This is a genomic window from Chitinophagales bacterium (assembly GCA_017303835.1).
In the GTDB taxonomy this organism is placed as follows: domain Bacteria; phylum Bacteroidota; class Bacteroidia; order Chitinophagales; family Chitinophagaceae; genus JAFLBI01.
Map to the genome: position 1 here is coordinate 2,381,682 of JAFLBI010000001.1, position 24,726 is coordinate 2,406,407.

Annotated in this window: 25 protein-coding genes; 10 read left to right on the forward strand and 15 right to left on the reverse strand. The window is 44.3% G+C overall.

Features of this window, described 5'->3' with window-relative positions; translation table 11 throughout:
• Window positions 1-5 precede the first annotated feature (5 nt).
• Window positions 6-605: a NifU family protein gene (locus J0L83_10735; GenBank protein MBN8665045.1), complete on the forward strand. Its 600-nt coding sequence runs from the start codon at window positions 6-8 to the stop codon at window positions 603-605.
• Between the two features lie 71 nt (window positions 606-676).
• Here J0L83_10735 and J0L83_10740 read toward each other — a convergent pair whose 3' ends face one another.
• From J0L83_10740 to J0L83_10755, 4 genes are read right to left on the reverse strand one after another with little or no spacing between them, the layout of a single operon-like run.
• Entirely contained in the window at window positions 677-1,087 is a 411-nt protein-coding gene (locus tag J0L83_10740) for an OsmC family protein (GenBank protein MBN8665046.1), read from the reverse strand.
• Entirely contained in the window at window positions 1,084-1,698 is a 615-nt protein-coding gene (locus tag J0L83_10745) for a DUF1211 domain-containing protein (protein ID MBN8665047.1), read from the reverse strand. The genes J0L83_10740 and J0L83_10745 overlap by 4 nt, the downstream gene beginning before the upstream one ends.
• Window positions 1,670-2,467 (reverse strand): DUF481 domain-containing protein, encoded by a 798-nt coding sequence (locus tag J0L83_10750; GenBank protein ID MBN8665048.1) that lies wholly within the window; start codon window positions 2,465-2,467, stop codon window positions 1,670-1,672. The genes J0L83_10745 and J0L83_10750 overlap by 29 nt, the downstream gene beginning before the upstream one ends.
• A gap of 6 nt (window positions 2,468-2,473) precedes the next feature.
• Entirely contained in the window at window positions 2,474-3,985 is a 1,512-nt protein-coding gene (locus tag J0L83_10755) for an alpha/beta fold hydrolase (GenBank protein ID MBN8665049.1), read from the reverse strand.
• Between the two features lie 108 nt (window positions 3,986-4,093).
• Between J0L83_10755 and J0L83_10760 the strand changes: the two genes are divergently transcribed.
• Genes J0L83_10760 through J0L83_10775 form a run of 4 tightly spaced genes read left to right on the forward strand, consistent with a single transcriptional unit; the run spans window position 4,094 to window position 6,202 of the window.
• Window positions 4,094-4,486: a helix-turn-helix transcriptional regulator gene (locus J0L83_10760; protein ID MBN8665050.1), complete on the forward strand. Its 393-nt coding sequence runs from the start codon at window positions 4,094-4,096 to the stop codon at window positions 4,484-4,486.
• The gene (locus tag J0L83_10765; GenBank protein MBN8665051.1) at window positions 4,483-5,112 is read left to right on the forward strand and encodes a nicotinamide mononucleotide transporter; all 630 of its coding nucleotides are present in this window, start codon (window positions 4,483-4,485) and stop codon (window positions 5,110-5,112) included. Before J0L83_10760 ends, J0L83_10765 begins: the two co-directional genes overlap by 4 nt.
• A complete protein-coding gene (locus tag J0L83_10770; protein MBN8665052.1) occupies window positions 5,109-5,666 on the forward strand; it encodes a DNA-3-methyladenine glycosylase I in 558 nt (185 codons plus the stop codon). The genes J0L83_10765 and J0L83_10770 overlap by 4 nt, the downstream gene beginning before the upstream one ends.
• Window positions 5,642-6,202: an ATP-binding protein gene (locus J0L83_10775; GenBank protein MBN8665053.1), complete on the forward strand. Its 561-nt coding sequence runs from the start codon at window positions 5,642-5,644 to the stop codon at window positions 6,200-6,202. The genes J0L83_10770 and J0L83_10775 overlap by 25 nt, the downstream gene beginning before the upstream one ends.
• On the opposite strand, the gene mtgA is transcribed toward J0L83_10775, so the two are convergent.
• From mtgA to ybeY, 10 genes are all read right to left on the reverse strand, one after another.
• The gene (gene mtgA, locus J0L83_10780; protein MBN8665054.1) at window positions 6,186-6,887 is read right to left on the reverse strand and encodes a monofunctional biosynthetic peptidoglycan transglycosylase; all 702 of its coding nucleotides are present in this window, start codon (window positions 6,885-6,887) and stop codon (window positions 6,186-6,188) included. The two genes, J0L83_10775 and mtgA, sit on opposite strands and share 17 nt — an antisense overlap.
• An 11-nt stretch (window positions 6,888-6,898) precedes the next feature.
• Window positions 6,899-7,447, reverse strand: a complete 549-nt coding sequence (locus J0L83_10785) for a hypothetical protein (protein MBN8665055.1) — start codon at window positions 7,445-7,447, stop codon at window positions 6,899-6,901.
• A gap of 42 nt (window positions 7,448-7,489) precedes the next feature.
• Entirely contained in the window at window positions 7,490-8,125 is a 636-nt protein-coding gene (locus J0L83_10790) for a LysE family transporter (GenBank protein MBN8665056.1), read from the reverse strand.
• 88 nt (window positions 8,126-8,213) lie between these two features.
• Window positions 8,214-9,536 (reverse strand): amidohydrolase family protein, encoded by a 1,323-nt coding sequence (locus J0L83_10795; protein MBN8665057.1) that lies wholly within the window; start codon window positions 9,534-9,536, stop codon window positions 8,214-8,216.
• Between the two features lie 10 nt (window positions 9,537-9,546).
• Window positions 9,547-12,678 carry an amidohydrolase family protein gene (locus tag J0L83_10800; protein ID MBN8665058.1) on the reverse strand — a complete coding sequence of 1,044 codons (3,132 nt, stop codon included), beginning with the start codon at window positions 12,676-12,678 and terminating at the stop codon, window positions 9,547-9,549.
• Window positions 12,679-12,754: 76 nt separating this feature from the next.
• Window positions 12,755-13,777: a proline iminopeptidase-family hydrolase gene (locus J0L83_10805; protein MBN8665059.1), complete on the reverse strand. Its 1,023-nt coding sequence runs from the start codon at window positions 13,775-13,777 to the stop codon at window positions 12,755-12,757.
• Window positions 13,778-13,835: 58 nt separating this feature from the next.
• Window positions 13,836-15,704, reverse strand: a complete 1,869-nt coding sequence (gene mnmG, locus J0L83_10810; GenBank protein ID MBN8665060.1) for a tRNA uridine-5-carboxymethylaminomethyl(34) synthesis enzyme MnmG — start codon at window positions 15,702-15,704, stop codon at window positions 13,836-13,838.
• Between the two features lie 41 nt (window positions 15,705-15,745).
• Window positions 15,746-16,351 carry a hypothetical protein gene (locus J0L83_10815; GenBank protein ID MBN8665061.1) on the reverse strand — a complete coding sequence of 202 codons (606 nt, stop codon included), beginning with the start codon at window positions 16,349-16,351 and terminating at the stop codon, window positions 15,746-15,748.
• Between the two features lie 111 nt (window positions 16,352-16,462).
• Window positions 16,463-17,125, reverse strand: coding sequence for a CAP domain-containing protein (locus J0L83_10820; protein ID MBN8665062.1), 663 nt, complete (start codon window positions 17,123-17,125; stop codon window positions 16,463-16,465).
• Window positions 17,122-17,553: an rRNA maturation RNase YbeY gene (gene ybeY / locus J0L83_10825; protein MBN8665063.1), complete on the reverse strand. Its 432-nt coding sequence runs from the start codon at window positions 17,551-17,553 to the stop codon at window positions 17,122-17,124. Before ybeY ends, J0L83_10820 begins: the two co-directional genes overlap by 4 nt.
• A gap of 78 nt (window positions 17,554-17,631) precedes the next feature.
• Between ybeY and J0L83_10830 the strand changes: the two genes are divergently transcribed.
• Together J0L83_10830 and J0L83_10835 are read left to right on the forward strand one after the other, a co-directional pair.
• Window positions 17,632-17,859, forward strand: a complete 228-nt coding sequence (locus J0L83_10830; GenBank protein MBN8665064.1) for a ferrous iron transport protein A — start codon at window positions 17,632-17,634, stop codon at window positions 17,857-17,859.
• Between the two features lie 23 nt (window positions 17,860-17,882).
• The gene (locus tag J0L83_10835) at window positions 17,883-18,449 is read left to right on the forward strand and encodes a nicotinate-nucleotide adenylyltransferase (GenBank protein MBN8665065.1); all 567 of its coding nucleotides are present in this window, start codon (window positions 17,883-17,885) and stop codon (window positions 18,447-18,449) included.
• A gap of 4 nt (window positions 18,450-18,453) precedes the next feature.
• Here J0L83_10835 and bcp read toward each other — a convergent pair whose 3' ends face one another.
• Window positions 18,454-18,927: a thioredoxin-dependent thiol peroxidase gene (gene bcp / locus J0L83_10840; GenBank protein ID MBN8665066.1), complete on the reverse strand. Its 474-nt coding sequence runs from the start codon at window positions 18,925-18,927 to the stop codon at window positions 18,454-18,456.
• Window positions 18,928-19,039: 112 nt separating this feature from the next.
• On the opposite strand from bcp, the gene carB reads away from it, so the two are divergent.
• The 3 genes from carB (at window position 19,040) to J0L83_10855 (ending at window position 24,721) form a co-directional block, all read left to right on the forward strand.
• The gene (gene carB, locus J0L83_10845) at window positions 19,040-20,686 is read left to right on the forward strand and encodes a carbamoyl-phosphate synthase large subunit (protein ID MBN8665067.1); all 1,647 of its coding nucleotides are present in this window, start codon (window positions 19,040-19,042) and stop codon (window positions 20,684-20,686) included.
• A gap of 120 nt (window positions 20,687-20,806) precedes the next feature.
• A complete protein-coding gene (locus J0L83_10850; GenBank protein ID MBN8665068.1) occupies window positions 20,807-23,650 on the forward strand; it encodes a tail fiber domain-containing protein in 2,844 nt (947 codons plus the stop codon).
• A 90-nt stretch (window positions 23,651-23,740) separates the two neighbouring features.
• A complete protein-coding gene (locus J0L83_10855) occupies window positions 23,741-24,721 on the forward strand; it encodes a c-type cytochrome (GenBank protein MBN8665069.1) in 981 nt (326 codons plus the stop codon).
• Window positions 24,722-24,726: the final 5 nt, after the last annotated feature.

Here is a 24,726-nt window from a genome sequence, read left to right on the forward strand (position 1 = left end):
TTCGTATGATCAAGACAGGCAATCCCGTGATCAGCATCTATACAGAGATGACGCCCAACCCGGAAACCATGAAGTTTGTCGCCAACAAACTCCTGTATCCCGGTAAAAGCATCGATATCGCTGATGAAAGTGCTGCGGGCCCTTCGCCTTTGGCTAAGGAATTGTTCAGCTTTCCTTTTATCAAGAGCGTTTTCATCGCCAGCAATTTTATCACGCTGACCAAAACAGCGGATACAGAAGATTGGCAGGATGTGATCCCAACCATTAAGGAGTTCCTGAAAGATTATCTGGAGAATGGCGGCGTGGTGGTGAATGAAGATGAAGTGGTGAAGATGAAGCAGGAGGCTACCAACACCGTACATGCAGATGACGATGATATCGTGAAGCGCATCAAGGAATTGTTGGAGAATTATGTGAAGCCAGCAGTTGAAATGGATGGCGGTGCTATTCAGTTCAAGAGTTACAATGAAGGCGTGGTGAACCTGATGTTGCAGGGAAGCTGCAGCGGTTGTCCTTCTTCTATGATCACGCTGAAAGCTGGCATTGAAGGCATGATGAAGCGCATGATTCCTGAAGTGAAGGAAGTGGTTGCAGAAGCAGAATAATTAAGATCGAGCTATATTTAATAAAAACCCCGACAGTATCGTCGGGGTTTTGTTTTTAGCAAGGGAATGATCTATACCAATGCAGCATCCGATGAGATGGCAGTGTTGTACAATTTACTGATGGGACAATTGGCTTCTGCATCTTTTACGCAAGCCTGAAATTGTTCCTCGCCGATGCCGGGCACTTTGGCTTTTACAATTAAGTGCGATTTGGTGATGGCGCCATCGCGCAATTCAATCTCACAAGTTGTTTCCAATGCTTCCGGTGTAAAGCCCGCTGCGCCTAGCACAAAGCTCAGCTTCATGGTAAAGCAACCCGCATGTGCGGCGGCCACCAATTCTTCCGGATTGGTACCAATGCCATCAGCAAAGCGCGAGTTGAATGAATATTGTGTTTTGTTGAGTACGGTGCTTTGTGTGGTAAGGTGACCGTTGCCTTCTTTTCCTGAGCCGTTCCATACGGCAGATGCGGTGCGTATCATGTTGTCTTGTTTTGTTGTTGAATATGTTTGGGTCTGAAAAAATACAAAGGAACGGCGATAAAAAATAACCAAGCAGCAGGCGCGTAGACAATCGCGGCCAATAATCCGCAGGCGTAAAGAGACGGACCAACTAGCGAACGCCGAATCAGGGATCTCTTTTGTTGATTGTCAACGGCTTCTGTCATCAGTTCGCCTTTATACATCGCATGTCTGCTCATTAAGGTAAAAGACAAAGCCGCACAAAGCATTACAAAAGCATAACCCATATTGGCGGCATTACTGAAGGGGTGTTCGCCAATAAAAGCTGTTGGCAAAGGAATCAGGCTGAGCCAGAAAAGTAAATGGTTGTTGTGCCAGAGCAGGCCAGCGTCCGAATGTGTAAGGTGATGAAAGAAATTGTGGTGGTTAACCCAGAAAATTGCAATTACTAGAAAACTGAATGCATAAGCAATGAGTTTAGGCGCCAGCTCTTTAAGCGCGTGCATCAATGCTTGTTGTGTAAACTGTTCGGCGAGTTGCGGCACATGTAATTCTAAAACAAGAATAGTGATGATGATGGCCATGACACCATCACTAAAGGCTTCAATTCTTGTGGTTGAAGGTATTTTCATCTTTTCGTTTTTTCAGTTGATAATTCAATCCGAAAGAGAACAATGCATCACGCTGTTGCACACCACTCACCACCACTTGCTCATAGAGATTGGTGTAGAGCATTGTGAAACCCAATCCTTTGTGTATAGGACAATCCAAGCCGGCTTCACCGGAAACCCGGTAATTATTTTGTCCGTCTAAACCCGGCTGATAATAAATAGTGTAATGCAAGCGAAGCCCGTTTTCATTGAATCGATGTTGCCCAGCTAACCAGGATGTTGCACGCCACAAACGAATTTGGTTTTGTCCGGTGTAGTGGGTGTTATTGAATTGCCTGCGCGAGAAATAGGTTTGTTCATACACCATCGAAGCAGATAGTTTGATGTTGCTCTTAGATAATTTGATCATTTGCCAGGTAGCGCCTCCGCCAACAAACACACGTGTATTGATTTTGAGACGATAATTGCTGGCCACAAAGCCCATCACAAAAGGATAGACAGGCTGTTGTGGACGATAATAGAGAAAGTTTCTGCTGAAGAGATCTGCATCGGCCTTGGTTTTAAAAAAGGATTGATACAAACCATTGTTCTGCGTTTTGAATACGAATTTTTTTCCCGCGGCAGACAGTTCTATTCTTCCACGCAGTGCAAACAATTGCACATTGCCTGCTTGGTAATTACTGGTGATACTGCTACGCAATTGTACACGTGCAGTATCACTTTCGTTGATCTGCGCCTGAACAAATATTGGCAGACAAATCACTAGCAGCAATATGCAGATTTGCTTCATGGTTGTTTATTTGCTGAATTGCCAAATGTTTTGCAGAAATTCTTGTGGTTTTACTACAAACGGAAGGTGTGATGTTTCCATTTCTACCACTTGTTTGATCTGACCATTTGCTTTGATCATTTTTTGTTGTAATGCATAGGGTACTGCATTATCATTCTTGGTACTGATATAGTATTTGGGTATGGCTTTGAAATTATTGCCCAGCTTCACCACATCATTAAAGCCTTTGGTGGGTTCTGCTCTGTGATACTTTACAATTGTTTCTTTCATATAGTCTGGGCAGTCGGCACACACAACCGTTGGTAACGCTTCTTTTTCAACCGAGACAAGGGAGTAATCTTGATTGAAAGAGAATATCTCAATTGGTTTGTTACCATAGAAACTGGTATTGATGCCTTGTACAGACTCTCCATTCTTCGGCAGATACGCGGCTACATAAATCAAGCGGTCAATTTTACCGGGCATGTTTTCTGCCACTTGTGAAATGATTGCGCCAGCCATGGAGTGGCCCACCAATATCACCCTACCGCTTACCGCGTTAATAGCATCACTTACCGTTTTAACATAGTTTGCGAGTCCAACCCCTGCACCATAAGTGTTGTCTGCTCCATGGGCGGGTAGGTTTACGACAACAACATTGGCCTTTTGAGCAAGCTCATTGCGTACGAAGCCCCAGGCACTTTCGTCTGCCCATGCACCATGTACCAGCACATATGTTGGATAACGTTTTTTATCTTCTTCCAGCGCCTTGAGCACTAGTTCTGCTGCTGCTGCGCCTGAGTTTTGTTGTTGGCCTGTAATTAGATTCCCATATTTTACTGCGTGCGCATCAAACATGTGTGCTACTTCAAAGCGACTATTGGGCATTTTGCGTGCTTCGTCTTCAATGCGGAATGGTTGAATCTTCATACCTACATAAGCATCCGCATAGTTTTCTTCACTGTTAGCAAAACCCGTCCAACGTTTTCCTTCAACAAGGTATTTGCCATTAGGCAGCTTTGCTTCTAAGAGTACAGCGGTGCCATGGCAAATAGCGGCAGCGGGTTTACCCGTTTGATAGAAATTAGAAAAGAAAGTGGCTATTTCAGGATTGTTGCGCCAAGTAAACATCGGTCCCTGACCACCGCAAAGGAAAATGGCTTTGTAATCTGCAGGATTAATGTTGGACAGTTTGAGGGTGTTTTTAGTAAGTGCCATTTTCGCCGGATCTTTTTTAAAGCCCAAGGACACATAATCAAAAGCTGCATATTTACTGGCATCTTCCGGATCACTAAATCCATCAAATTGTATTTCACCGCCATTGAGGCTGGCAATGTCTACCTGATAACCAGCTTCACTGAAAGCCCAATAAGGATGTGTTAATTCTGCATACCATACACCAATAGGCCATCCGGTTGTTTTAGATATAGATGGGTTGCTAACCACCATCAGGATCTTACCATTATTACCGGCATTGTGTTGCGCTACGGCAACATCAAACAAGAAGAGCGTTGCGAGCATTGTTAATAACTGTTTCATGTTAACTGTATTTGTAACATAAAAGTGAATGCATTAAGGCCCCCAACCATGTACAACACTAATATGACCGTTACGCACCTTTTGGTAGGGAATGCCTAATTTTAGTCCATGCCCGATGTAATCATCAATAAAGAAATCTTTTATAACCCGGTTGATTTTGTGCTGAAGAAGCTAGGAGGCACTTGGAAGATTCCGGTGTTATGGCGTTTACGCAAAAAAACATGGCGCTATACTGAGCTGCAGAAAGATATTGAACATATCAGCCAGAAAATGCTTTCACAAACATTAAAGCAACTGGAAACTGAAGGTTTTGTACAAAAGAAAACCTATGCGGAAGTGCCGCCACGAACCGAGTATTCTCTTACGGAAAAAGGAAAGCGTGCGGTTGAAGTAATCGAATATTTGCGCAATTACGGACTGGAGCTGATGAAGGAAGACGGCATTGATTATGAAGCCATGATGCGTGAAGAAGCACACAGAAAAAAACAAGCGGGCGCATGAACACGATTCTGGAACAATTCATCAGCGGCTTAAAAGCAACGACCTTCTTAGAGTTCATCGCTGTTTTCGCGGGTATTGGCAGTGTATGGTTCAGTAGGAAGGAGCACATACTGGTTTATCCTGTCGGACTCATCAATACCACGATTTATATCTACCTCAGCCTGAAAGCAAACCTCTTCGGTGAAGCCAGCGTGAACCTGTATTATACTATCATGAGTATTTATGGCTGGATACTCTGGAGCAAGAAAGATGCCGTGAAGCACGAAGCCGTATTACACATTCAATTCAGTACAAAGCAAGCGTGGTTGCATCAGTTATTATTCTTTGCTGGATTTTATACAGCGATTTACGCAGCACTGAGTTGGCTGCAAACCTCCTTTGCACCGGAAGCCATTCCTTGGGCAGATGCTTTTGCTTCGGCAACCGCCTTTACGGGCATGTGGCTGATGGCCAGAAAAAAAGTTGAGAGCTGGATCTGGTGGATAGCAACCAATATTGCATCCATACCCCTGTACTTCGTGAAAGGCTTTGTGTTTACGAGTGTACAATACCTCGTATTACTCATCCTGGCGGTATTTGGCTTCATCAGCTGGATGCAGAAAGCCAGACAAAATACACACGCATGAGTTATTGCAGCGCGATAGCACAAATGAAGCCGGAGGACGCGGCAATGCATCAAGCCTATCATGATAAGGCCTATGGTTTTCCTATTGAAACCGATGATGAATTATTCTGCCGATTGATTTTAGAAATCAATCAGGCTGGTTTAAGCTGGACAACCATTCTACGCAAGGAAGCGAGTTTTCGCAAAGCCTATCATCAGTTTAAGATTAAGAAGGTTGCGGCCTATACCGATGCAGATATAGAACGCTTGATGAATGATGCGGGCGTTATCAGAAACCGCTTGAAGATTCTGGCTGCTATAGAGAACGCAAAGACTATTCTTACAATACAAAAATCGCATGGCTCTTTTCGAAATTGGTTAGATGCACATCATCCACTAACAAAACAGGATTGGGTTAAACTATTTCGGAAAACTTTTCGTTTTACCGGAGGTGAGATTGTGAATGAGTTTCTGATGAGTGCCGGCTTTCTGCCGGGCGCACATGAAGCAACCTGTCCGATCTATAAAAAAGTACTGAAGCAAAAACCCGCATGGAGCAAAGCCTCAAAAAAATAGTGATTATCGGACCCGAGAGTACGGGTAAAAGCACACTTTGCGAAGAGCTGGCACAGCATTATCAAACAGAATGGTGTCCAGAGTTTGCACGTGAGTATTTGCTCACCAATGGCACCAATTATGATATGGATGATTTGGAACTGATTGCCAAGGGACAATTAGCGCTGGAAGATGAATACGCGTCACTGGTATGCAAGAATCAATCGGATAATCCAAGTCCACTATTGTTTGTGGATACAGACATGTATGTGATGAAAGTGTGGTGCGAATACGTGTTTGGGAAATGCCATCAATTCATTCTCGACGAGATCATTACGCGCAAATACGATCTCTATTTGCTTTGTAATATTGATTTACCCTGGACCAAAGATGAATTACGCGAATATCCAGATGAAGGTCCGCGCAAAGAGTTGTTTCACATTTATCAAGATATACTGATTAATCAGTCTGTTCCTTGGGCATTGATCAGCGGAGAAGATGAAGCGCGTTTCGCTTCAGCGAAAGCAGCAATAGACCGATTTATTTTTTCAAAATAGCTTCCAGATCTTCATCGCCTTCCAGCTGATTCATCTGACGCATAATCCACTGCTGTTTCCAACCAACAAATCTGGATGCTGGTTTCACGGTAAATCTTTTTGGATTGGGTAAGCAAGCGATGATGGATGCCGCTTCAGCGCGAGACAAATCTTTGGCATGTTTACCATAATAATATTGAGCAGCCGCTTCAATACCAAATATGCCCGGCCCCATTTCAATTACATTCAGGTAGACTTCCAGAATGCGTTGTTTGCCCCATATCCATTCAATCAATAAAGTAAAATACGCTTCGGGTAACTTGCGTACATAACGAATGGGGCCGCTGCCCTGCCAGAGAAAGACATTCTTAGCGGTTTGTTGTGTAATGGTACTGGCGCCGGCGCCAAGTGGTAATTTCTTTTTCTTGTTCTTCTTTTTTGGGTTGAGGCTTTTCTGAATGGCATTCAAATCAAATCCATTGTGATCAGGAAAGGTTTGGTCCTCGCTTGCAATAACTGCCAATTTCACATTGCGTGATATCTGGCTCCAAGGTACATAATCTCGTTTGAGTCCATAAGAAAAGCTATCGCCGAGCTGTGTGATGGTGATAGGCGGAAACAGAAACCGACAAACCAATAAATACACCAGTGAGCTGATGAAGCAGAAGAGAAATGCTTTTTTGAAGAAGCTCCAGATTTTTTTCATGCTGGCTAAAATTACAATTCCAGCATTTCAACCCGATATTTTTTTCCCATAACCATGCGGTCCTTCTCCAGCTTTTGTAAGACCAAGCCCACCACAAATACGCCAGCTGTTATACCCAATCTGGTACCATTACCATCGGAAAACAATGGAATACCTCTGGTAATTGAGTTCAGCAGATTGATACCGCCATATGCTGCAGCACCCAACTGCAAGAGACTTCCCGGGCTTTTCCAGATAGAGGTAAAGCGCGCGTCTTTAGGAATTGCTGCAACGTCTTTGATAGAAAACACATCAAACCCTTGTCTTACTGTATCAATCTTAGTACCCATTCCGGCTTTTACAAGACCCATATAGCCCAGCATCAGGTGAATACTATCGTTTTTGTTTTTTCTAATCCAGCCCTGCACCAATCCGCCACCAGGATGATAGAATTGAAGGAAAGCGCCTTCGTAATAGCGCGTAACAGTGGTTTCACCTTTTTTAACAATCAGCACACCTCTCTGAGCAAAAGCAACCGATGTGCACAAGAGTACAATAAGTAGCAGTAGTGTTTTATGCATTGGCTGCAAGTTAAGTGGAGGTATATAGTTAAATCGTTAAGACTATGATAAACAATCACCAAAAGCCAGTGTGCCCCAGATCAGCGCAATACCAAAGCCAATCAGAATAAGGCCCGAAAGGATATTGATGTAATGAATGTTTTTTGGTGTCAGTTTTTTGCGCAGTGCACCTGCCAGAAAAACCTTGGCCAAATCTGTCAGCAAAACCACGAATAAGCAGGTACCAAATAAAACAACTCGGTGCGAAAAACTAAGGCCCACTACAGATGTTGCAATGATGAGCCAGAATGCAATCACGCTGGGGTTGAGGATATTCATGAAATAACCAGATAGAAATACCCGAACAATATCGCGCTTGCGCAATTGAATTATCTGCTCACCTTCCTCATTTACCATTACTTTTTTAAAGAACAAAACATACACACCAATGATGATCAGTAGTATGCTTCCGCCCACACCAATTTCTTTTTTATAATCAATGAGTGTGCGGAATAACTCTGTAAACAACTGACTGAAGAGCACCAGACTGATATCACTTGCGCTAACGCCAGCAACAAAGGCAAATCCACCTTTGTGTCCGTTATTGATGCTTTGCTTGATGATAGAAAAAATAACCGGCCCAACTGAAATGCTGAGCAGTAAGCCCAGCAATAGTCCCTTGATAATGGCAGCGGTCATACCCTAAAGGTCTTTATCTGATTTCGTACCACAAAAAAATCCCCTCACGATTTCGTGAAGGGATTGAATCTATTCAAAACCACTAGGTTTATTTGATACCGTATTTGTGCTTATAGCGCTCGTACAATTGGCTATGCTTATTGTCCAGGCTCACATGACGGCCCTGTATAAACGCATGGCTGATTTTGCTGCTGCGCATATCCAGGATATCACCTTCGCTGATGACGATATTGGCATCTTTACCTACTTCAATAGAACCGGTTCTATTCGCAATACCCAGAATCTTTGCTGTATTCAGTGTCATAGCACTAATGGCGGCCTCTTTATCCAAGCCATAAGCTACGGCAGTACCTGCATTGAAAGGCATGTTACGACCACGATTCTGTGAATCATCATCAGTAATAGCAAATAGTACACCGGCTTTTTGTAAAGCAGCAGGTGTTTTGAATGGCTGATCAATATCATCATCATCCAATGTTGGCAGGTTGTGCATTTGAGATAAGATCACAGGCACATTGTTCTGCTTCAGCAGATCAGCAATCTGCCAGCTTTCAGAACCACCTACAATCACCACATCAAACCCAAACTCTTTTACAAAATCAAGTGCGAGCAACATTTGCTTTACCTGATCGCAGTGTACAAAGAGTTTTTGTTTTTTCTCAAACAATGGTCTTGCTGCTTCAAACTTGATATTGATACTGGTCTTAGCATCTTTTTGATAATAAGCTTTTGCATCGCGGAAGAATTCTTTCACCGCTTCAATTCTATCCAAAGCCTGCTTAACAGGATCTGTTTGAATTTGTCCGCCAAAGGCAGCAAATAATCTGCCGAAGCGGCCACCGGGACCAGCGAGCAAACTGGGCATATATAAGTTCATGCCATTGTCCGGTGCATAGGCAGCATCTTCATAATTCCAGGCATCCAGCTGTACTACTGATGAAACACCACCCACGAGCGAACCTTGCGGAATGATGTGTGCCAGTAAAATACCATTGGCTTTTACCGTGTTGATGATTTTAGAATCAGCATTGTATGCTGCAAGTGCGCGTACACCAGCATTTACATCACCAATTTCACGATAGTCGTTGCTACCACGAACGGCATTACCTCCAATCTCCTGAATACCCAGAGTGGATGTTGGCAGAATCAGGCCCGGGTAAACATGCTTACCCTTGGCGTCATATACTTTTACATCATCTGCAGGAATGGCAATATTGCTGCCCACTTTGGTGATCTTACCATCTCTTACTTCAATGGTGGCATTTTCAATTACCTGACCATTACCAACGTGAACGGTACCATTCTTGATAAAGAGTAAACCTTTTTGTTCTTTGGCCGGATACACAGTTTCCTGTGCGGTTGCTACGCTGAGCGACAACCAGGCGGCGCATATAAAGAGTGTCTTTTTCATGTGTCTCAGTTTAGTGGTTATCATGTTCATCAGCATCTTCTGCTTCAATTTCCAGCATACCCAGTTTATGACCATGGTCTAAACAAGTGTGGATATACTTATAGCTCGGTTGTGCCGGAATGGTTGGGCGGCCCTGTGCTTTTTCGCCCACCATTTTGCTGATCAGGCGAAGGCGCTCTGCTTTAACGTCTTTACGCATTTGCAGATCTTTTTCACGATCAAAATAAATGGTACCGTCTACCATGGTGTAGAGTGATTTGGCATAAATGCTCAGTGGATTGTCGCTCCACAATACCAGATCAGCATCCTTACCGGCTTTGATGCTACCTACTTTATCATCTACGTGCAGCATCTTGGCAGGATTGATGGTAACCATTTTCCAGGCATCTTCTTCGCTTACACCACCATACTTCACACTCTTAGCAGCTTCCTGATTCAGGCGACGCGCCATTTCTGCATCATCAGAATTGATGGCCACGTTCAGTCCAACCGCATTCATGATCGCAGCATTCTGCGGAATGGCATCTTGTACTTCCAACTTGTAAGCCCACCAATCAGAGAAGGTAGAAGCAGCTGCACCATGTTCTTTCATTTTATCTGCTACTTTATATCCTTCCAAAATATGCGTGAACGTATTTACGCGGAAGCCGAACTTTTCTGCTACGCGCATGGTTGAAGTGATTTCACTTGCTACATAAGAGTGACAAGTGATGAAGCGCTTTTTGTTCATGATTTCTACCAACGCATCCAGTTCCAAATCTCTGCGGAAGATCATGGGCGTTGCACCTTTCTTTTTATTGTTGGCCTCAACTGCTTTCATGTTGGCTTCATAATCCTTGGCACGCTGGAAAGCATCTGTCAATACTTGTTCCACACCCATGCGCGTGTCGGGGAATCGGTTATTGCCAGTAGCTGCTGATGTACGCTTTACGTTTTCACCCAATGCAAACTTGATGAAAGGATCAGCACCTTGGAACTTCAAACCCTCATCGTTGGTACCCCAACGCAGCTTGATCAATTGTGTTTGTCCGCCAATGGTGTTTGCAGAACCATGCAGGATATGCGAAGATGTTACACCACCACTTAACTGACGATAGATATTGATATCATCCGGATCGAGGTTGTCTTGTATGCGCACTTCAGAAGTTACAGTTTGTCCACCCTCGTTGGTTGAAGCAGAAGCAATATGTGAGTGTTCATCAATCACACCTGCGGTGAGGTGTTTGCCTGTTGCATCAATTACACGAGCGCCATCTGCAGAAAGATTCTTACCTACTTTATCAATCTTACCATTCTTTACCAAAACATCTGTATTCTGAAGAATGCCTTGTTTATCACTGGTCCAAACGGTAGCGTTTTTAAACAAAACGGTTTCTTGTTTAGGCTGGTTGTTCTCTCCAACACCAAATGCGGTGAATGGATATATAACCTCTCCAACTTTTGGTGCAGGTTTTGGTGCTGGCGCTTCTGCAGCTTTGGCTGTTGCTGGTGTTGTTAAAGTAGCCGACCAGTTTACTGCGTTGCCCAATGAATCAACACCGGTACCCTGCCAGTAATCGCCATTGCTTACGCCGGTGAGTTTGGTTGCATTCGCGGGAAGTGGTGACGCAGGTGCTTGGAAGTTACCACCACCAAAACCAGCAGGTCTTCTGCGCTGTGTAGCAGGAGCAAAACTGATTTTCACCATCTTGCCATCAAAGCTAAAGCGTGTGTTCAAAGTGTCTTTACCAACAGCGGTAGCGTTGCTGTTGCCTTTTACATCTAATGTGTAATTGGTGTTGCTACCATCAGCATTGATGACAGTAATATTATAGAGACCGTTGATGCTGTTCCAGCTGTCTTCTTTGATACCAAATTTCTTACCCTGTACCCAGTTGTGCAGAATGGTTGTTCTTTCTGCGAATACAGGACCGTTGGTGATAACGAAGTTGGCCCACTTGCCTGCATCGAGGCTACCAACTTGATCATACACACCAAGCATGGTTGCCGGATTTTTCGTCAAGGCTTCCATCGCAGCTTTTTCGCTGAGACCATATTCCATTGCTTTGCGTAGGTTGGCCATGAACGTGCGTACATCGCGGGTGTCTGACGGGGTTAAGCAGAAAGGGATACCCGCTTTTTCAATAGCAGCAGGATTGGATGGTGCCAATTCCCAATGCTTCATATCCGCAAGTGAAACGAGTCTTGTATCGTTGGGATCTTCTACATCTTGTGCAGCAGGAAAGTTCAACCCAACAATTAATGGTGCTTTGGTAGCAGCCACTTCTTTGATGCGCTGATATTCTTTACCTGTTGCTTTAAGAATGTACTGTACACCAAACTCATCACCGATGCGGTCTGCGCGCATTAGGTTCCACAAATCTGAGAGACGATCACTTGGATCGAAAATTTGCGGTAAGCCCTGTACATCGTTCCATGCTTTTAGTGTAATGTTTACGCCTTCGGCGGAAGGATTTGATTTATACCATTGTGCGTCTAAATAGGTTTGACGCAACAATGCAATATTACCCATCATGGATGAGGGATAAGATTGTTGGCTGCTTCCCTTACTAAAAGAATAATGCGCAGTCGCTTTTTCTTTCAGGATCATCAGGTTCTCACGCTCACTGCCTAAAGCAACAACAGTACCTGTTCCGCGTGCAATACCATCTTTGTTGTGTGTGAGCACTACGCCGAAGCCGCCTTCGCGCAGAGATTTTGCGCGCGCTTCATCAGCAGCAAATAATTTGTGTGCTTCTACATCTGCTTTCAACGCTTGGTTCCAACCATAAGCGCCTTTCTGGTTGCTGAACAATTGGGGGGGTGCGTTGAAGTTGAATGGTGCAGCCTGACGGTTTTGCTGCGGCATGCCATAATCACTATAAATATCAATGAAAGAGGGATAAATAAATTTATCCTTACAATCAATGACTGTTGCATCCTTCGGTATGGCAAGGCCATTACCTACTGCAATAATTTTTCCTTCACGAATGACCATGGTGGCATTCTGTAATGTGGTGTTTGCATCTTTCACGATGGTGGCATTGGTGAAAGCATAAGTGCCGTCACGTTTGTCTGCCACGCCATTGACGAAGAATGTTTCCTGCGCTTGCGATACAACACATGCAAGCAGTGCAGAAAACAATAGCCAGCGTTTTCTCATATGCGGTTGGTTTGTGAATGTGAAGCATTAAAGCTAAACATTTCAAACATCAACCGCGAAACCGTCTATCCAAAAATTATTTAGCTGCTTTGTCTGTTTTGTGAATGAACTGAATCACACCATTCATGAAGGTTTGCTGATCATCCCACATAGCTAGGTGACTTCCATTAGGGCAATAGAGATATTCACCCTTGGGCATTTGTTTGCTCATCCATTCCATATGCTCGGGATCCATGGTATCGTGCTTGGCGCCGATGGTGAGTGTGGGAACCGAAATTTCTTTCAGTCTTGATTTGATATCCCAATTGGCTAATCTGCCGCTGATGCCAAATTCAGATGGGCCCTGCATCATGGTGTAGATGGTCATATTGGCATGCTTAAATGAACGCTGAACAGGATCAGGATTAGGCGTGATGCGGCAAAGGTGTTCATCATAATAACCTTGCAAGAGTTGCATAAATCTTGGATCGCTCGTTTTTCCTTGATTCTGTAAAAGCATGATGCTGTCGATGGTATTTTTATCCATTTGCGCCTGCAGCTTCAGATTATAGAGTGCATAGTCTGGCGCACTTGCCATCATGTTGGCAATAATTAAGCCCTTGAGATTTTGTTGATACTTGAGTGCATATTCCATAGCAAGAATACCGCCCCAGGAATTTCCGAGTAGAAAAAAATTATCTTTTGTCAGTCCGAGTGCTTTGCGCACTTGTTCAACCTCCTCTACAAATCGCCCTGTTGTCCATAAACTGGAATCGGTAGGTTGATCTGAGTAATAAGAGCCGAGTTGATCATATTCTATGAATTCAATTCCCTCTTTTGGAAAAAAGCTTTCGAAACATTCCATGTATTCATGCGTCATTGCCGGACCGCCATGCAGAAGCAATACTTTAATGCGTGGATTATTGCCGATACGCTTTGTCCAAACCTTGAATTTACCCACGGGCGTTTCAATGGGGATCATCTTTATGCCGGCTGATTGTACCCCCGAATCTTGGGCTGCATGGTATTCGGCCACAGAAGGCGTTTCGGTCTTTTGGTTCTTACATGCTGCAAAGAGGACAGTGCAACAGGCACAAATAATGGGCAAAGCAATACGCATATTGAGTGTTTATGTATTAATAATTAGAAAAAAACTAATTAATAACTCTTTATATCAGTTATCGACCCATATACACCATCAATATCTGCACATCACTCGGATTGACGCCTGAAATCCTGGAAGCTTGTCCCAAAGTCCTCGGACGAATCTTATTAAACTTTTGTAAAGCCTCATTGGACAATGCTGCCACTTTATGATAATCAAAGCTTTCGGGAATAACCAGAGATTCCATCTGCTGCATGCGCGTAGCAATTTCTTGTTCCTTTTCTATATAGCGCTCATATTTCACTTGCACTTCTGCCTGCTCTAAATGATCCGTTTTATAGGCAGATAAGGTTTCTTGCAGACGTGGAATGGCATTGGTTAAATCCGTCAATCCCACATTGGGACGAAGTACCAATTTGGAAGCTTTTTGTTTTTCGCTCAATTCGGCAGAGCCGATGGATTGAAAATGGGGATTGATTTCCTCCGGTTCTACAGAGAATTGTTGGAGCGTTTTTTTGATTTCCGCCACTGCGTTCTGTTTTGCCAAAACCTTTTCCATTCTTTCCTGAGAAGCCAGGCCGAGGCGGAAACTTTTTTCGGTCAGACGTAGATCGGCATTGTCTTGGCGCAGCAGGGTTCTGTATTCTGCTCTACTGGTGAACATGCGGTATGGTTCATCCGTACCCTTGCTGATCAAGTCGTCAATCAACACACCAATATAGGCTTCGCTTCTTTCCAGAATTACTGGCTCCAGCTGATTGGCTTTCTGGTGGGCATTGATGCCGGCCATCAAACCCTGACAAGCCGCTTCTTCATATCCGGTGGTACCATTGATTTGTCCCGCAAAGAACAGATTATCAATGAGTTTGGTTTCTAATGAATGCTTGAGCTGTGTGGGTGGGAAGTAGTCATATTCAATCGCATAGCCAGGTCTAAAGACACGAACATGTTCAAAACCAGGAATAGTACGAAGTGCCTCGTATTGCACTTCTTCTGGTAATGATGTAGAGAAGCCGTTTACATAGATTTCAACGGTATTCCACCCTTCCGGCTCTACGAAGATTTGGTGACGATCACGATCTGCGAAACGGTTGATCTTGTCTTCGATGCTTGGGCAATAGCGCGGACCAACACCTTCAATCCTGCCTTGGTACATCGGACTTCTATCGAAACCCGTTTTCAAGATGTCGTGTACTTGGGGATTAGTATAAGTTATAAAGCAAGAGCGCTGTTGCTCGGGACGAATGCGCGGTATATCCAGATAGGAGAATCCGGTAATGATATCGTCACCTTTCTGCTCTTCCATTTTAGTATAGTCAAGTGATCGACCATCCACTCTTGGCGGTGTACCCGTTTTCAGACGGTCGCTTTCAAATCCATATTCAACCAATTGCTCTGTGATACCAGTGGCTGCTTTCTCCGAAATTCTTCCTCCACCCAATTGCTTTTCGCCGATATGGATCACACCGTTCAGGAAGGTACCACTGGTTACGACAACGGACTTGGCTTTCACTTCGTGGCCTAGACCAGTAATCACCCCACAGGCTTTGCCATCTTTGATGATGATGGAGCGTACCATGTCCTGGTAGAAATCTACATTGGGTGTTTGTTCCAGCATTTCGCGCCACACTGCGGCAAAGAGCATACGGTCGTTCTGTGTTCGGGGACTCCACATAGCCGGACCCTTACTGCGGTTCAGCATGCGGAATTGGATCATACTCTTGTCGGTAACGATACCGCTATAGCCACCCATGGCATCTATCTCACGCACAATCTGCCCCTTGGCAATACCACCCATGGCGGGATTGCAACTCATTTGGGCAATGGTCTGCATATTCATGGTGATCAGCAAAACCTTACTGCCCAAGTTGGCGGCAGCTGCGGCAGCTTCACAACCGGCGTGGCCGGCACCCACTACTATCACATCGTAAACTGGAAACATGGTGCAAAGATAGTTGTGTAACGTTGGAGCCCGGTTTTGGATTACCCGAACTTCTTCAATATTTCCTTTTCTAATAAGAGATCTGCTATGCTGCTACCCTCGTGCAGGCGAAGGAAATCTGCCTGATCAAAACTGCGGGCGGCTTCCAGAGCTGTCAAATTATTTTGCAGAAACTGCTTTTGCCCCTCACTGATGGTAATAGGTTGATCAGGTATCTGTGCAATTCTCTCTATCATGGCAGCACAAACAGAGAATCCGGATACTTGCTGCAGGGTTTCAAAGTATTGCCTGATTTGTTGGAGGCCGGGTCTTTCTCTGGGAAGGTCAATTCTTTCCGGTCTGATATTGATGAAATGCCAGCCCAATCTCAGGTCGGCTTCATCAGATAGGTTCAAATAAGCCAGGGGTAGCACATGTTCAAACTGCCAAAGCTTGCCAAAGTTCTCCCAGTGCATGTCCGCATCAAACTGTGCTTCCAGCCAGGCGCGAATACCCTTGCTATCCAATCCGAAATAAGGCGCATACTCTGTACTAGGGGATCCTTCCAGTACAAATCGGCGAAAGCCAAGCTGCCACTTCTTTTTTTCTTTCGATAGCAAATCGGCTTCTGTCAGGTTGGTTTGTGGTGTCCATTGCTTTCTTGCCATAATCAAATGTACATGTTCCGGGGTGAAACCGTGATTCGTGGAACAATTCAAGTTTCGATAAAGAATCTCAGTAAAGCCTCGTTTCTCCTTGAAACTGTGCTACGTGGAACCTTATTGTGTGCAAGCAAACTCTTGTACAGCCACCCATTGGTCTTTTTTATTGGCCTTAGCATAACCAATACCGATGGTAGTGAAGTTGGGGTTCATCAGGGTTTTTCGGTGGCCTAGGCTGGGCAGGTCTTTGTCCAGATATAATAATAGTAGATCCAAAAGCACATCAGCATGGCCCATACTGATATTCTCCCCTGCACAGTAGCGGATGCCTGCGTTTTTGACCCTTTGCTCAAAGCTTTCTCCATCACGGGCTGTATGGGTGGGCGCATCCGGGTTTTGTGCATTGTCATTGGCATGGGTGCGCGCTACTTTGATCAGGGTTTCATTGAGTTTGAGAAAAGGCTGGGGTTGTGCATTGTACAGGGTCTCCTTCAGGCTATTGGCATAACTACCCTTTAATGATGGATACACCACCAGGAGGGGAACAAACAAACTATCCCACAAGGCTTTGGGATTGAGGCGAGCATAGTTGGTCCAATAATAGAGCTCCTGCTCCATTGGGTTCAACTTGGTGTACAGGGGTTGGTCGATAAGTTGTTGTTGCAGCTGTAGGTCGCGGGTATGCGAGGGTCTGAAAGCCTTATTGGGCAGAATTACCTGAGAGCGTTGTGCATGGGCAAAAGAGACAAGGAAAACAAATACGAGCGTCAGCCATTTCATGATCGGGTGCGTTTTTGGTATAAACGCAAATACTGGTCCTCTTTTTGTCTCATGAGGGCAATATCTTTTTTGGTCTTGTCTTTATAGCCACACAAATGCAGTGCACCATGGAAAATCACACGCAGTTGTTCTTCCCGAACGGTAACGCCCAGGGACTTGGCATTGTCCTTTACCCTGTCCAGGCTAATGTAAATTTCTCCAGTGATGGGTTCGCCTTTGGCGGATAAGCCGAAGGTGATGATATCGGTGTAATAATCATGCTGGAGGAAATCCCGGTTCATTTGGAGCAGAAATTCATCAGAACAAAAGATATAAGCTAATTGGGATAAAGCTTTTTGCTCTTTTTTGAAGAGAAAAGCGATGAAATCCTGGAGTTCGCGCTTGCCGCGGAAATGAAATGCTTTATCGGCCTGATGGAAATAGATCATGGGTGATGATATAGAGAACTCCAAAATTCGACATAAAAACCGATGTGGCAGCATTACTTTTGTGCCACAAACGGAAACATGAAAAGGCTCTCAGAAATTGGCGTAGGTAGAAGGGTAAAGATCAGCTCAATAGAAAATGATGATAACCTGATCAAGTTGATGGAAATGGGCTGTGTGCCCGGCGAAGTGGTGCAGGTAGAGCAGATTGCTCCGCTTGGTGACCCGATTTCGATTTCCGTTGCCGGCTATAGCCTGAGCCTGCGTATCAGCGAAGCGGAGAGTATTCTTGTAGAGGATTTTGTATAATTAATTGATTATCAATCTATTAAATGAAAATTGGCCTGTATTTCGGTTCTTTTAACCCCATTCACACGGGCCATTTAATCATTGCGGCACATGTAGCCAACCATACAGATGTGCAACAGGTTTGGCTGGTGGTGTCTCCTCAAAATCCGCTGAAGCAGGGCGGACTCCTCAACGAATATGATCGCTTGCACTTGGTGCAATTGGGAATTGAAGAAGATCCGCAACTGCGTGCGAGCGATGCAGAATTCAAACTGCCCCGCCCCTCTTATACCATCGATACACTCACTTATTTACAAGAGAAATATCCGCAGCATGAATTTGCGGTGATCATGGGTGGCGATAGTTTTCAGAACATCCATCGCTGGAAAAATTACCAAGCACTGTTGCGCGACTATCCTATTTATATATACAACAGACCCGGCTTCGCGATTACAGAAACACATGGTGCACGTATCACCATTTTAGATGCGCCGCTTTTGGAAATTTCTGCAACACAAATTCGCGACTATATCAAAGCGGGTAAAAGTATTCGCTACCTCGTGCCGGATAAAGTGCGCGAGGAAATTGAGCGAAGTCATTATTATCGTTGATGCATCAGGCTTTCAGCGCATCCCATGCAGCAATGATTTCTGCAGCATGCTCCTTACTCTTTGGTTTGTGAAAGATTTTTCGAATCACGCCCTTCTCATCAATCACAAATGTGGTGCGCAACAAACCCATGTATTTGCGACCATATAGTTGCTTCTCGCCCCACACACCGTATTGCTCAATAATCTTGCGTTCTGGATCTGCCAACAAGACAAATGGCAGTTGATGTTTGTCTTCAAATTTTTTGTGCTTGGCCACATCGTCCGGACTAACGCCCACAACTTCAAAACCGTGCTTGCGTAAGAGCGCATGATTGTCGCGCAAATTGCAAGCTTGCACTGTGCAAGTAGGTGTGCCATCTTCAGGATAGAAATAGAGTACCACTTTCTTACCTTTCCAATCAGCCAGTTTGTGCTTCTTGCCGTTCTGGTCAACACCGGTAAACGCCGGTGCTTTTTGTCCTTCAGTTAGATGTGTCATACAAAGCCTTTACGCAATAACTCCGGCGGGGCGCCATTGTTCGTGCAAAAAGACAAAAAATTAAAACACCATCTTGTGCGATAGCAGTACATTTGCACAATTTGTTTTTACCATGCCCAAAGACCCTTCCATTAAATCGGTATTGATCGTTGGTTCAGGACCCATCATTATTGGCCAGGCTTGTGAGTTCGATTACTCTGGCTCCCAAGCTGCACGCAGTTTGCGTGAAGAAGGCATTGAAGTGATCCTGATCAACAGCAATCCGGCAACCATCATGACAGACCCGATGATGGCCGACAAGGTTTACTTGTTGCCATTAACGGTGGAGAGCATTGAAAAAATTCTGCAGGAAAATCAGATTGATGCGGTGCTGCCTACCATGGGCGGACAAACAGCATTGAACCTGTGTAAAGAAGCAGATGAGCTCGGTATCTGGAAACAGTACAATTGCCGCATGATTGGTGTGGATGTGGCCGCTATTGATACAGCTGAAGACCGCGAACAGTTTCGCCAGTTGATGGTGAAGATTGGTGTAAAGGTTGCACCAAGTAGAGTTGCCAATAGTTTTCTGGAAGGTAAAGAGTTTGCACAGGAAATCGGTTTTCCATTGGTGATTCGTCCATCATTTACCTTGGGTGGAACAGGTGGTGGTTTCGTGCATAGCAAAGAAGATTTGGATGCAGCATTGCAACGTGGTTTGGAAGCATCGCCTATTCACGAAGTGCTGGTGGAAAAAGCCGTATTGGGTTGGAAAGAATATGAATTGGAATTGCTGCGCGATAAGAATGATAATGTGGTCATCATCTGTACGGTTGAAAACCTGGATCCGATGGGTGTGCACACAGGTGATTCTATTACTGTGGCGCCCGCGATGACATTAAGTGATACGGCATTTCAGGACATGCGTAACCAGGCGATGTTGATGATGCGCAGTCTCGGCAATTTTGCCGGTGGTTGTAATGTGCAGTTTGCATTGAATCCTGCAAACGAAGAAATTATTGCTGTTGAAATTAATCCGCGCGTGAGTCGTTCTTCTGCATTGGCATCCAAAGCAACGGGATATCCTATTGCCAAGATTGCTGCGAAGTTGGCGATTGGTTATTCATTGGATGAATTGAAAAACCAAATCACACAAACTACTTCTGCTTACTTTGAACCAACACTGGATTATGTGATTGTAAAAGTGCCACGTTGGAACTTCGATAAGTTCAAGGGCGCGAACGATACACTAGGCTTGCAAATGAAGAGCGTGGGTGAGGTGATGGCCATTGGCCGCAGCTTTACAGAAGCGATTCAGAAAGCTTGTCAGAGTTTAGAAAATGAAGCGGTTGGTTTGGGTTATTACGGTAAGAGCCTGATGAAGAGTGAGGAGATTGTAGAGTATATCAAGACGCCAAAATGGGATCGCATCTTCCGTATTAAGGATGCTTTGATGCAGGGCACAACAGTGAAGACCATTGCACAAGCAACCGGTATTGATCGTTGGTTCTTGTACCAAATTCAAGAGATCTGCAATATTGAAAAGCAACTGGCAGAACAAAGTCTGGAGAGCATTTCAGAAGACTTGTTGAAGACGGCGAAAAAGAACGGCTTCAGTGATGAGCAGATTGCACGTATTCTGAATGGCAACGCCACAGAAGAACAGGTATATGAAAAGCGCAAGGCCTTGGGTATTACCCGTGTGTACAAAATGGTAGACACTTGCGCGGCAGAGTTTGAAGCAAAGACGCCTTATTTCTATAGCACGTTTGAAGGATAATCAATTCAGACGCAGAAAGAAAATCGCCTTGTTGTAAAAGACAAGGCGATTTTTTTATAGGACTTTAAGTCAGGAGCAAAGGTTCTGCACAGTAACTTTAGCGGAATAAATTGCCCCCACATGAGAAAAGGATTTGGCCGGCTCCTGCTATTGGCCCTGCTTGCCCTTGGTTTCCATCAAGTAAATGCCCAAACAACGGGCACTATCGGTTTTCAAGGTGTTGCTTTAGATAGTCTGAACAAGTACATCAGCAATAAACCTATTGCGATTAAATTGTCTATTCTAGATAGCGCAGCTACAACGATCTATCAAGAAACCCATTCGCTAACAACAGATCTTTTTGGTCAGTTTAGTTTGGGTATTGGATCAGGAACTGTCGTGAGCGGTCAGTATACAACACTCAATTGGGCGGATAAGAAAATGAGCCTGCGTGTGGAAATGGATGCAAACGCAACTGGGAGTTTCAAGTTGATATCAACGCAACCATTTGGTTTTGTGCCTTATGCTAAGTATGCTGATCAAACCAGTGGTTTAAGAATCATGTACGATTCTACAGGTGTATTCCCTCTGGGATTGTCAGTTGGTGTTAACCTGCTATCATCGCCAACAAAGAAAAGAGGCAATGATAATTTGGCATTTGGCTGGCGCGTCTTAGATTCCTTAACAACAGGTAGTGGCAATATTGCTATTGGTAGCGGATCTCAAATCAGTAATAGAACCGGATCGATCAATACTGCTGTTGGTTTTGGCTCAATGTCTAAAAACAATTCGGGTTACTACAATGTGGCTGTAGGTAATAGCACGCTGTCTGGTAACATTACTGCTATTCAGAATAATGCGTTTGGTGTATTTGCGCTAAACAAAACAGATTCATGCTGTAATAATGCTTTTGGATTTAATGCACTGCTAGAGAACACAAAGGGAACGCGTAATTCAGCTTTTGGCAATTTCACCATGCGCGATAACACAACAGGAAGTTATAACTCGGCATTCGGCAGAAATGCGTTGATGGGAAATATTACCGGAAGCGATAATACAGCGGTGGGTAACAGAACACTAGTAAGTAATACAACCGGTTCTCAAAATATTGGTGTTGGTAGTTATGCGGGAGGTAGATTGCAAACAGGTAACAATAACGTCTTTATTGGTTATGGCGCCGCCAATAATAGCGCCTTTACAAATCTCAGCAATCGGCTGATTATTCATAGCGGCGATTCTGCAACAACCAATCCGCTGATTTATGGAGAGTTCGATAATAGGAAAATTAAAATCAATGGTGATTTAGAAATAACTGGAGTTTTTGCAAATGGATTAATCAAGGTTCAAACCAATAATATTTTTTCTTCTGAAAGCTTTGCCAGGCAGAATGTAACTGCGGTTAACAATAATGGATATGGTAGTGAAGCCTTACACAATATCGCTTCAGGTAATGATAACGTGGCTGTTGGTTTCAGATCTGCTAAAGAAATGCGTACGGGAGCAGCCAACGTAGCCGTGGGTACTTTCTCATTAGAGAAAGCAAAAACAACCAGCGGTAGTGTGGCCATTGGTCAGGCTGCTATGCAGTATGATTCAGTTACTAATGGTAACGTAGCGGTGGGTAATTATGCTTTGAGTGTAAATAACAGCAATGGTCAGGTTGCTGTTGGTAACAATGCTTTGCGTAACAATACATCTGGTGTCAGCAATACTGCGCTGGGCTATAATGTTATGCAAAACAACACGAGTGGCGCATACAATACTGCAGTAGGTGCTTATGTGATGAACGATCACACTACCGGAAGCGGCAACACTGTTGTTGGTCATTTTGCGATGCACAAGAGTACCACCGGTGGACAGAATGCGGCACTGGGTGTTGATGCATTACGCAATAGCACCACTGCTTCTGGTAACACGGCGCTGGGTGCGTCTGCATTAAGAAGTAATACAACGGGCGGAAGCAATGTGGCCGTTGGTCAGGGCGCAATGGAACTCAGTACAACAGCGGTTAACTTAACTGCTGTGGGTTGGATGGCATTAAGGAATAACACAACTGGCACCGAAAACACAGCTGTTGGTTCAGAAGCGCTGCAAAACAACACAACCGGTTGGTGGAATATTGCCGTAGGTACAAATGCATTAGGGTCTGTTACCACAGGTAATGAAAACACTGCGGTGGGTAGAAGAACCATGAATAATTTGCAAACGGGCACTTTCAATACGGCTATGGGTCAGGCTGCTTTATATGGAAACATCTCAGGCAGTGATAATACAGCAATGGGGCGTGTTGCATTAAATAAGGTAACCAGAAGCTTCAATACGGGTATTGGTTCTGCAGCAATGAATAATATTACGACAGGCCAATTCAACACTGGATTAGGTGAGGCTGTTATGCAAACCAATGTTACCGGTGATAACAACACAGCACTTGGCGCAAGAGCTGATCTAACAGCAGATGGCATTTCTAATGCAACAGTTATTGGATACAATGCAAGGGTTGCCGCATCCAATACTGTAGCCATTGGTAATTCAAATGTTACCAAGTGGGTTTTTGGCATTAGCAATACAACAGATAATGGCTATGCTTTGCAAGTGGGCAGTTCCACCAGCAATGGTAATGGTGCTTATCTGACAACAGGTGGTGTTTGGACCAACGCTTCCAGCAGATTCTTCAAGGAGAATTTTCAGCCTATTGATGATCAGGAAGTATTAGAAAAGCTCAGCAATTTGTCCATCACCAAGTGGAATTATAAGGGTACTGATGAACTACATGTTGGTCCGGTTGCAGAGGATTTTAAACAAGCATTTGGTCTTGGCGTAAAAGGTGATGCAGCACACATCAGTACAATTGATGCTTCTGGAATTGCGCTGAAGGCAGCGCAGGCCCTACAGAAAAAACTGGATGAAAAAGAGGCAAAAATTGACCAGTTAGAAAAACGCCTCAAACAACTAGAAGATAAGCTCAATACACTACTGAAAAACTAAGTATAAATAACCCCGGATTATCCGGGGTTTTTCTTTTCGCAAAATTGTATCTTAGGGAGCAAGCTACCCCGAACAACCAAAACAAAGACAATGAAAAAAGCCTTCAAAGTGCTAGGCTATCTCCTGCTTGGCATTATCGTACTGCTTGCTGCTGCTTTAACTTATGTAAAATTGGCTCTACCCAATGTGGGTGAAGCACCACAACTAACCGTACAAGCCACGCCTGAAAAAATTGCCAGGGGCGAGTACCTCGCCAATCACGTAACAGTTTGCATGGACTGTCATTCCAAGCGAGATTGGACAAAGTTTTCCGGTCCGGTTACACCAGGAACTTTAGGTATGGGTGGCGATCGCTTCGACGAATCCGTTGGCATGCCCGGTGTTTTTTATGCAAAGAATGTTACGCCCGCCGGCATCAATCGCTATAGTGATGGTGAATTGTTTCGCTTGATCACCACAGGTGTTACCAAAGAAGGTCGGGCCATGTTTCCTTTGATGCCCTATCCTTATTATGGCAAAATGGATGCGGAAGATGTGGAAGCTATTATTGCGTATTTGAGATCTATTCCCTCTATAAAAAATGATGTGCCCGATTCCAAGCCAAGCTTCCCGATGAACTTCATCATCAATACCATTCCGCAAAAAGCTACGCTTAGCAAGCGTCCTGATACAACAGATATACTTGCATACGGTGGTTATCTCACCAATGCTGCGGGTTGTGTGGAATGTCATACCCCCGTTGAGCAGGGTAGAATCATTTCGGAAAAATCTTTCGGAGGCGGAAGGGTCTTTTTGTTTCCTGATGGATCTGAACTGCGTTCATCTAATATTAGTCCACACAAAACTGGCATCGGCAGCTGGACCGAAGCCATGTTTGTACAACGATTCAAAGCATATGCTGATTCAAACTATACGCCACCTGCGGTAAAGCAAGGCGAGTTCAACAGCATCATGCCCTGGACTATGTATGCGGGTATGAAAGAATCAGATCTGAAAGCGATTTATTCCTACTTGAAAACAGTACAGCCACAAGAGAACATGGTGGAGAAATTTGTTGTTGCCAAAAAATAGACAAA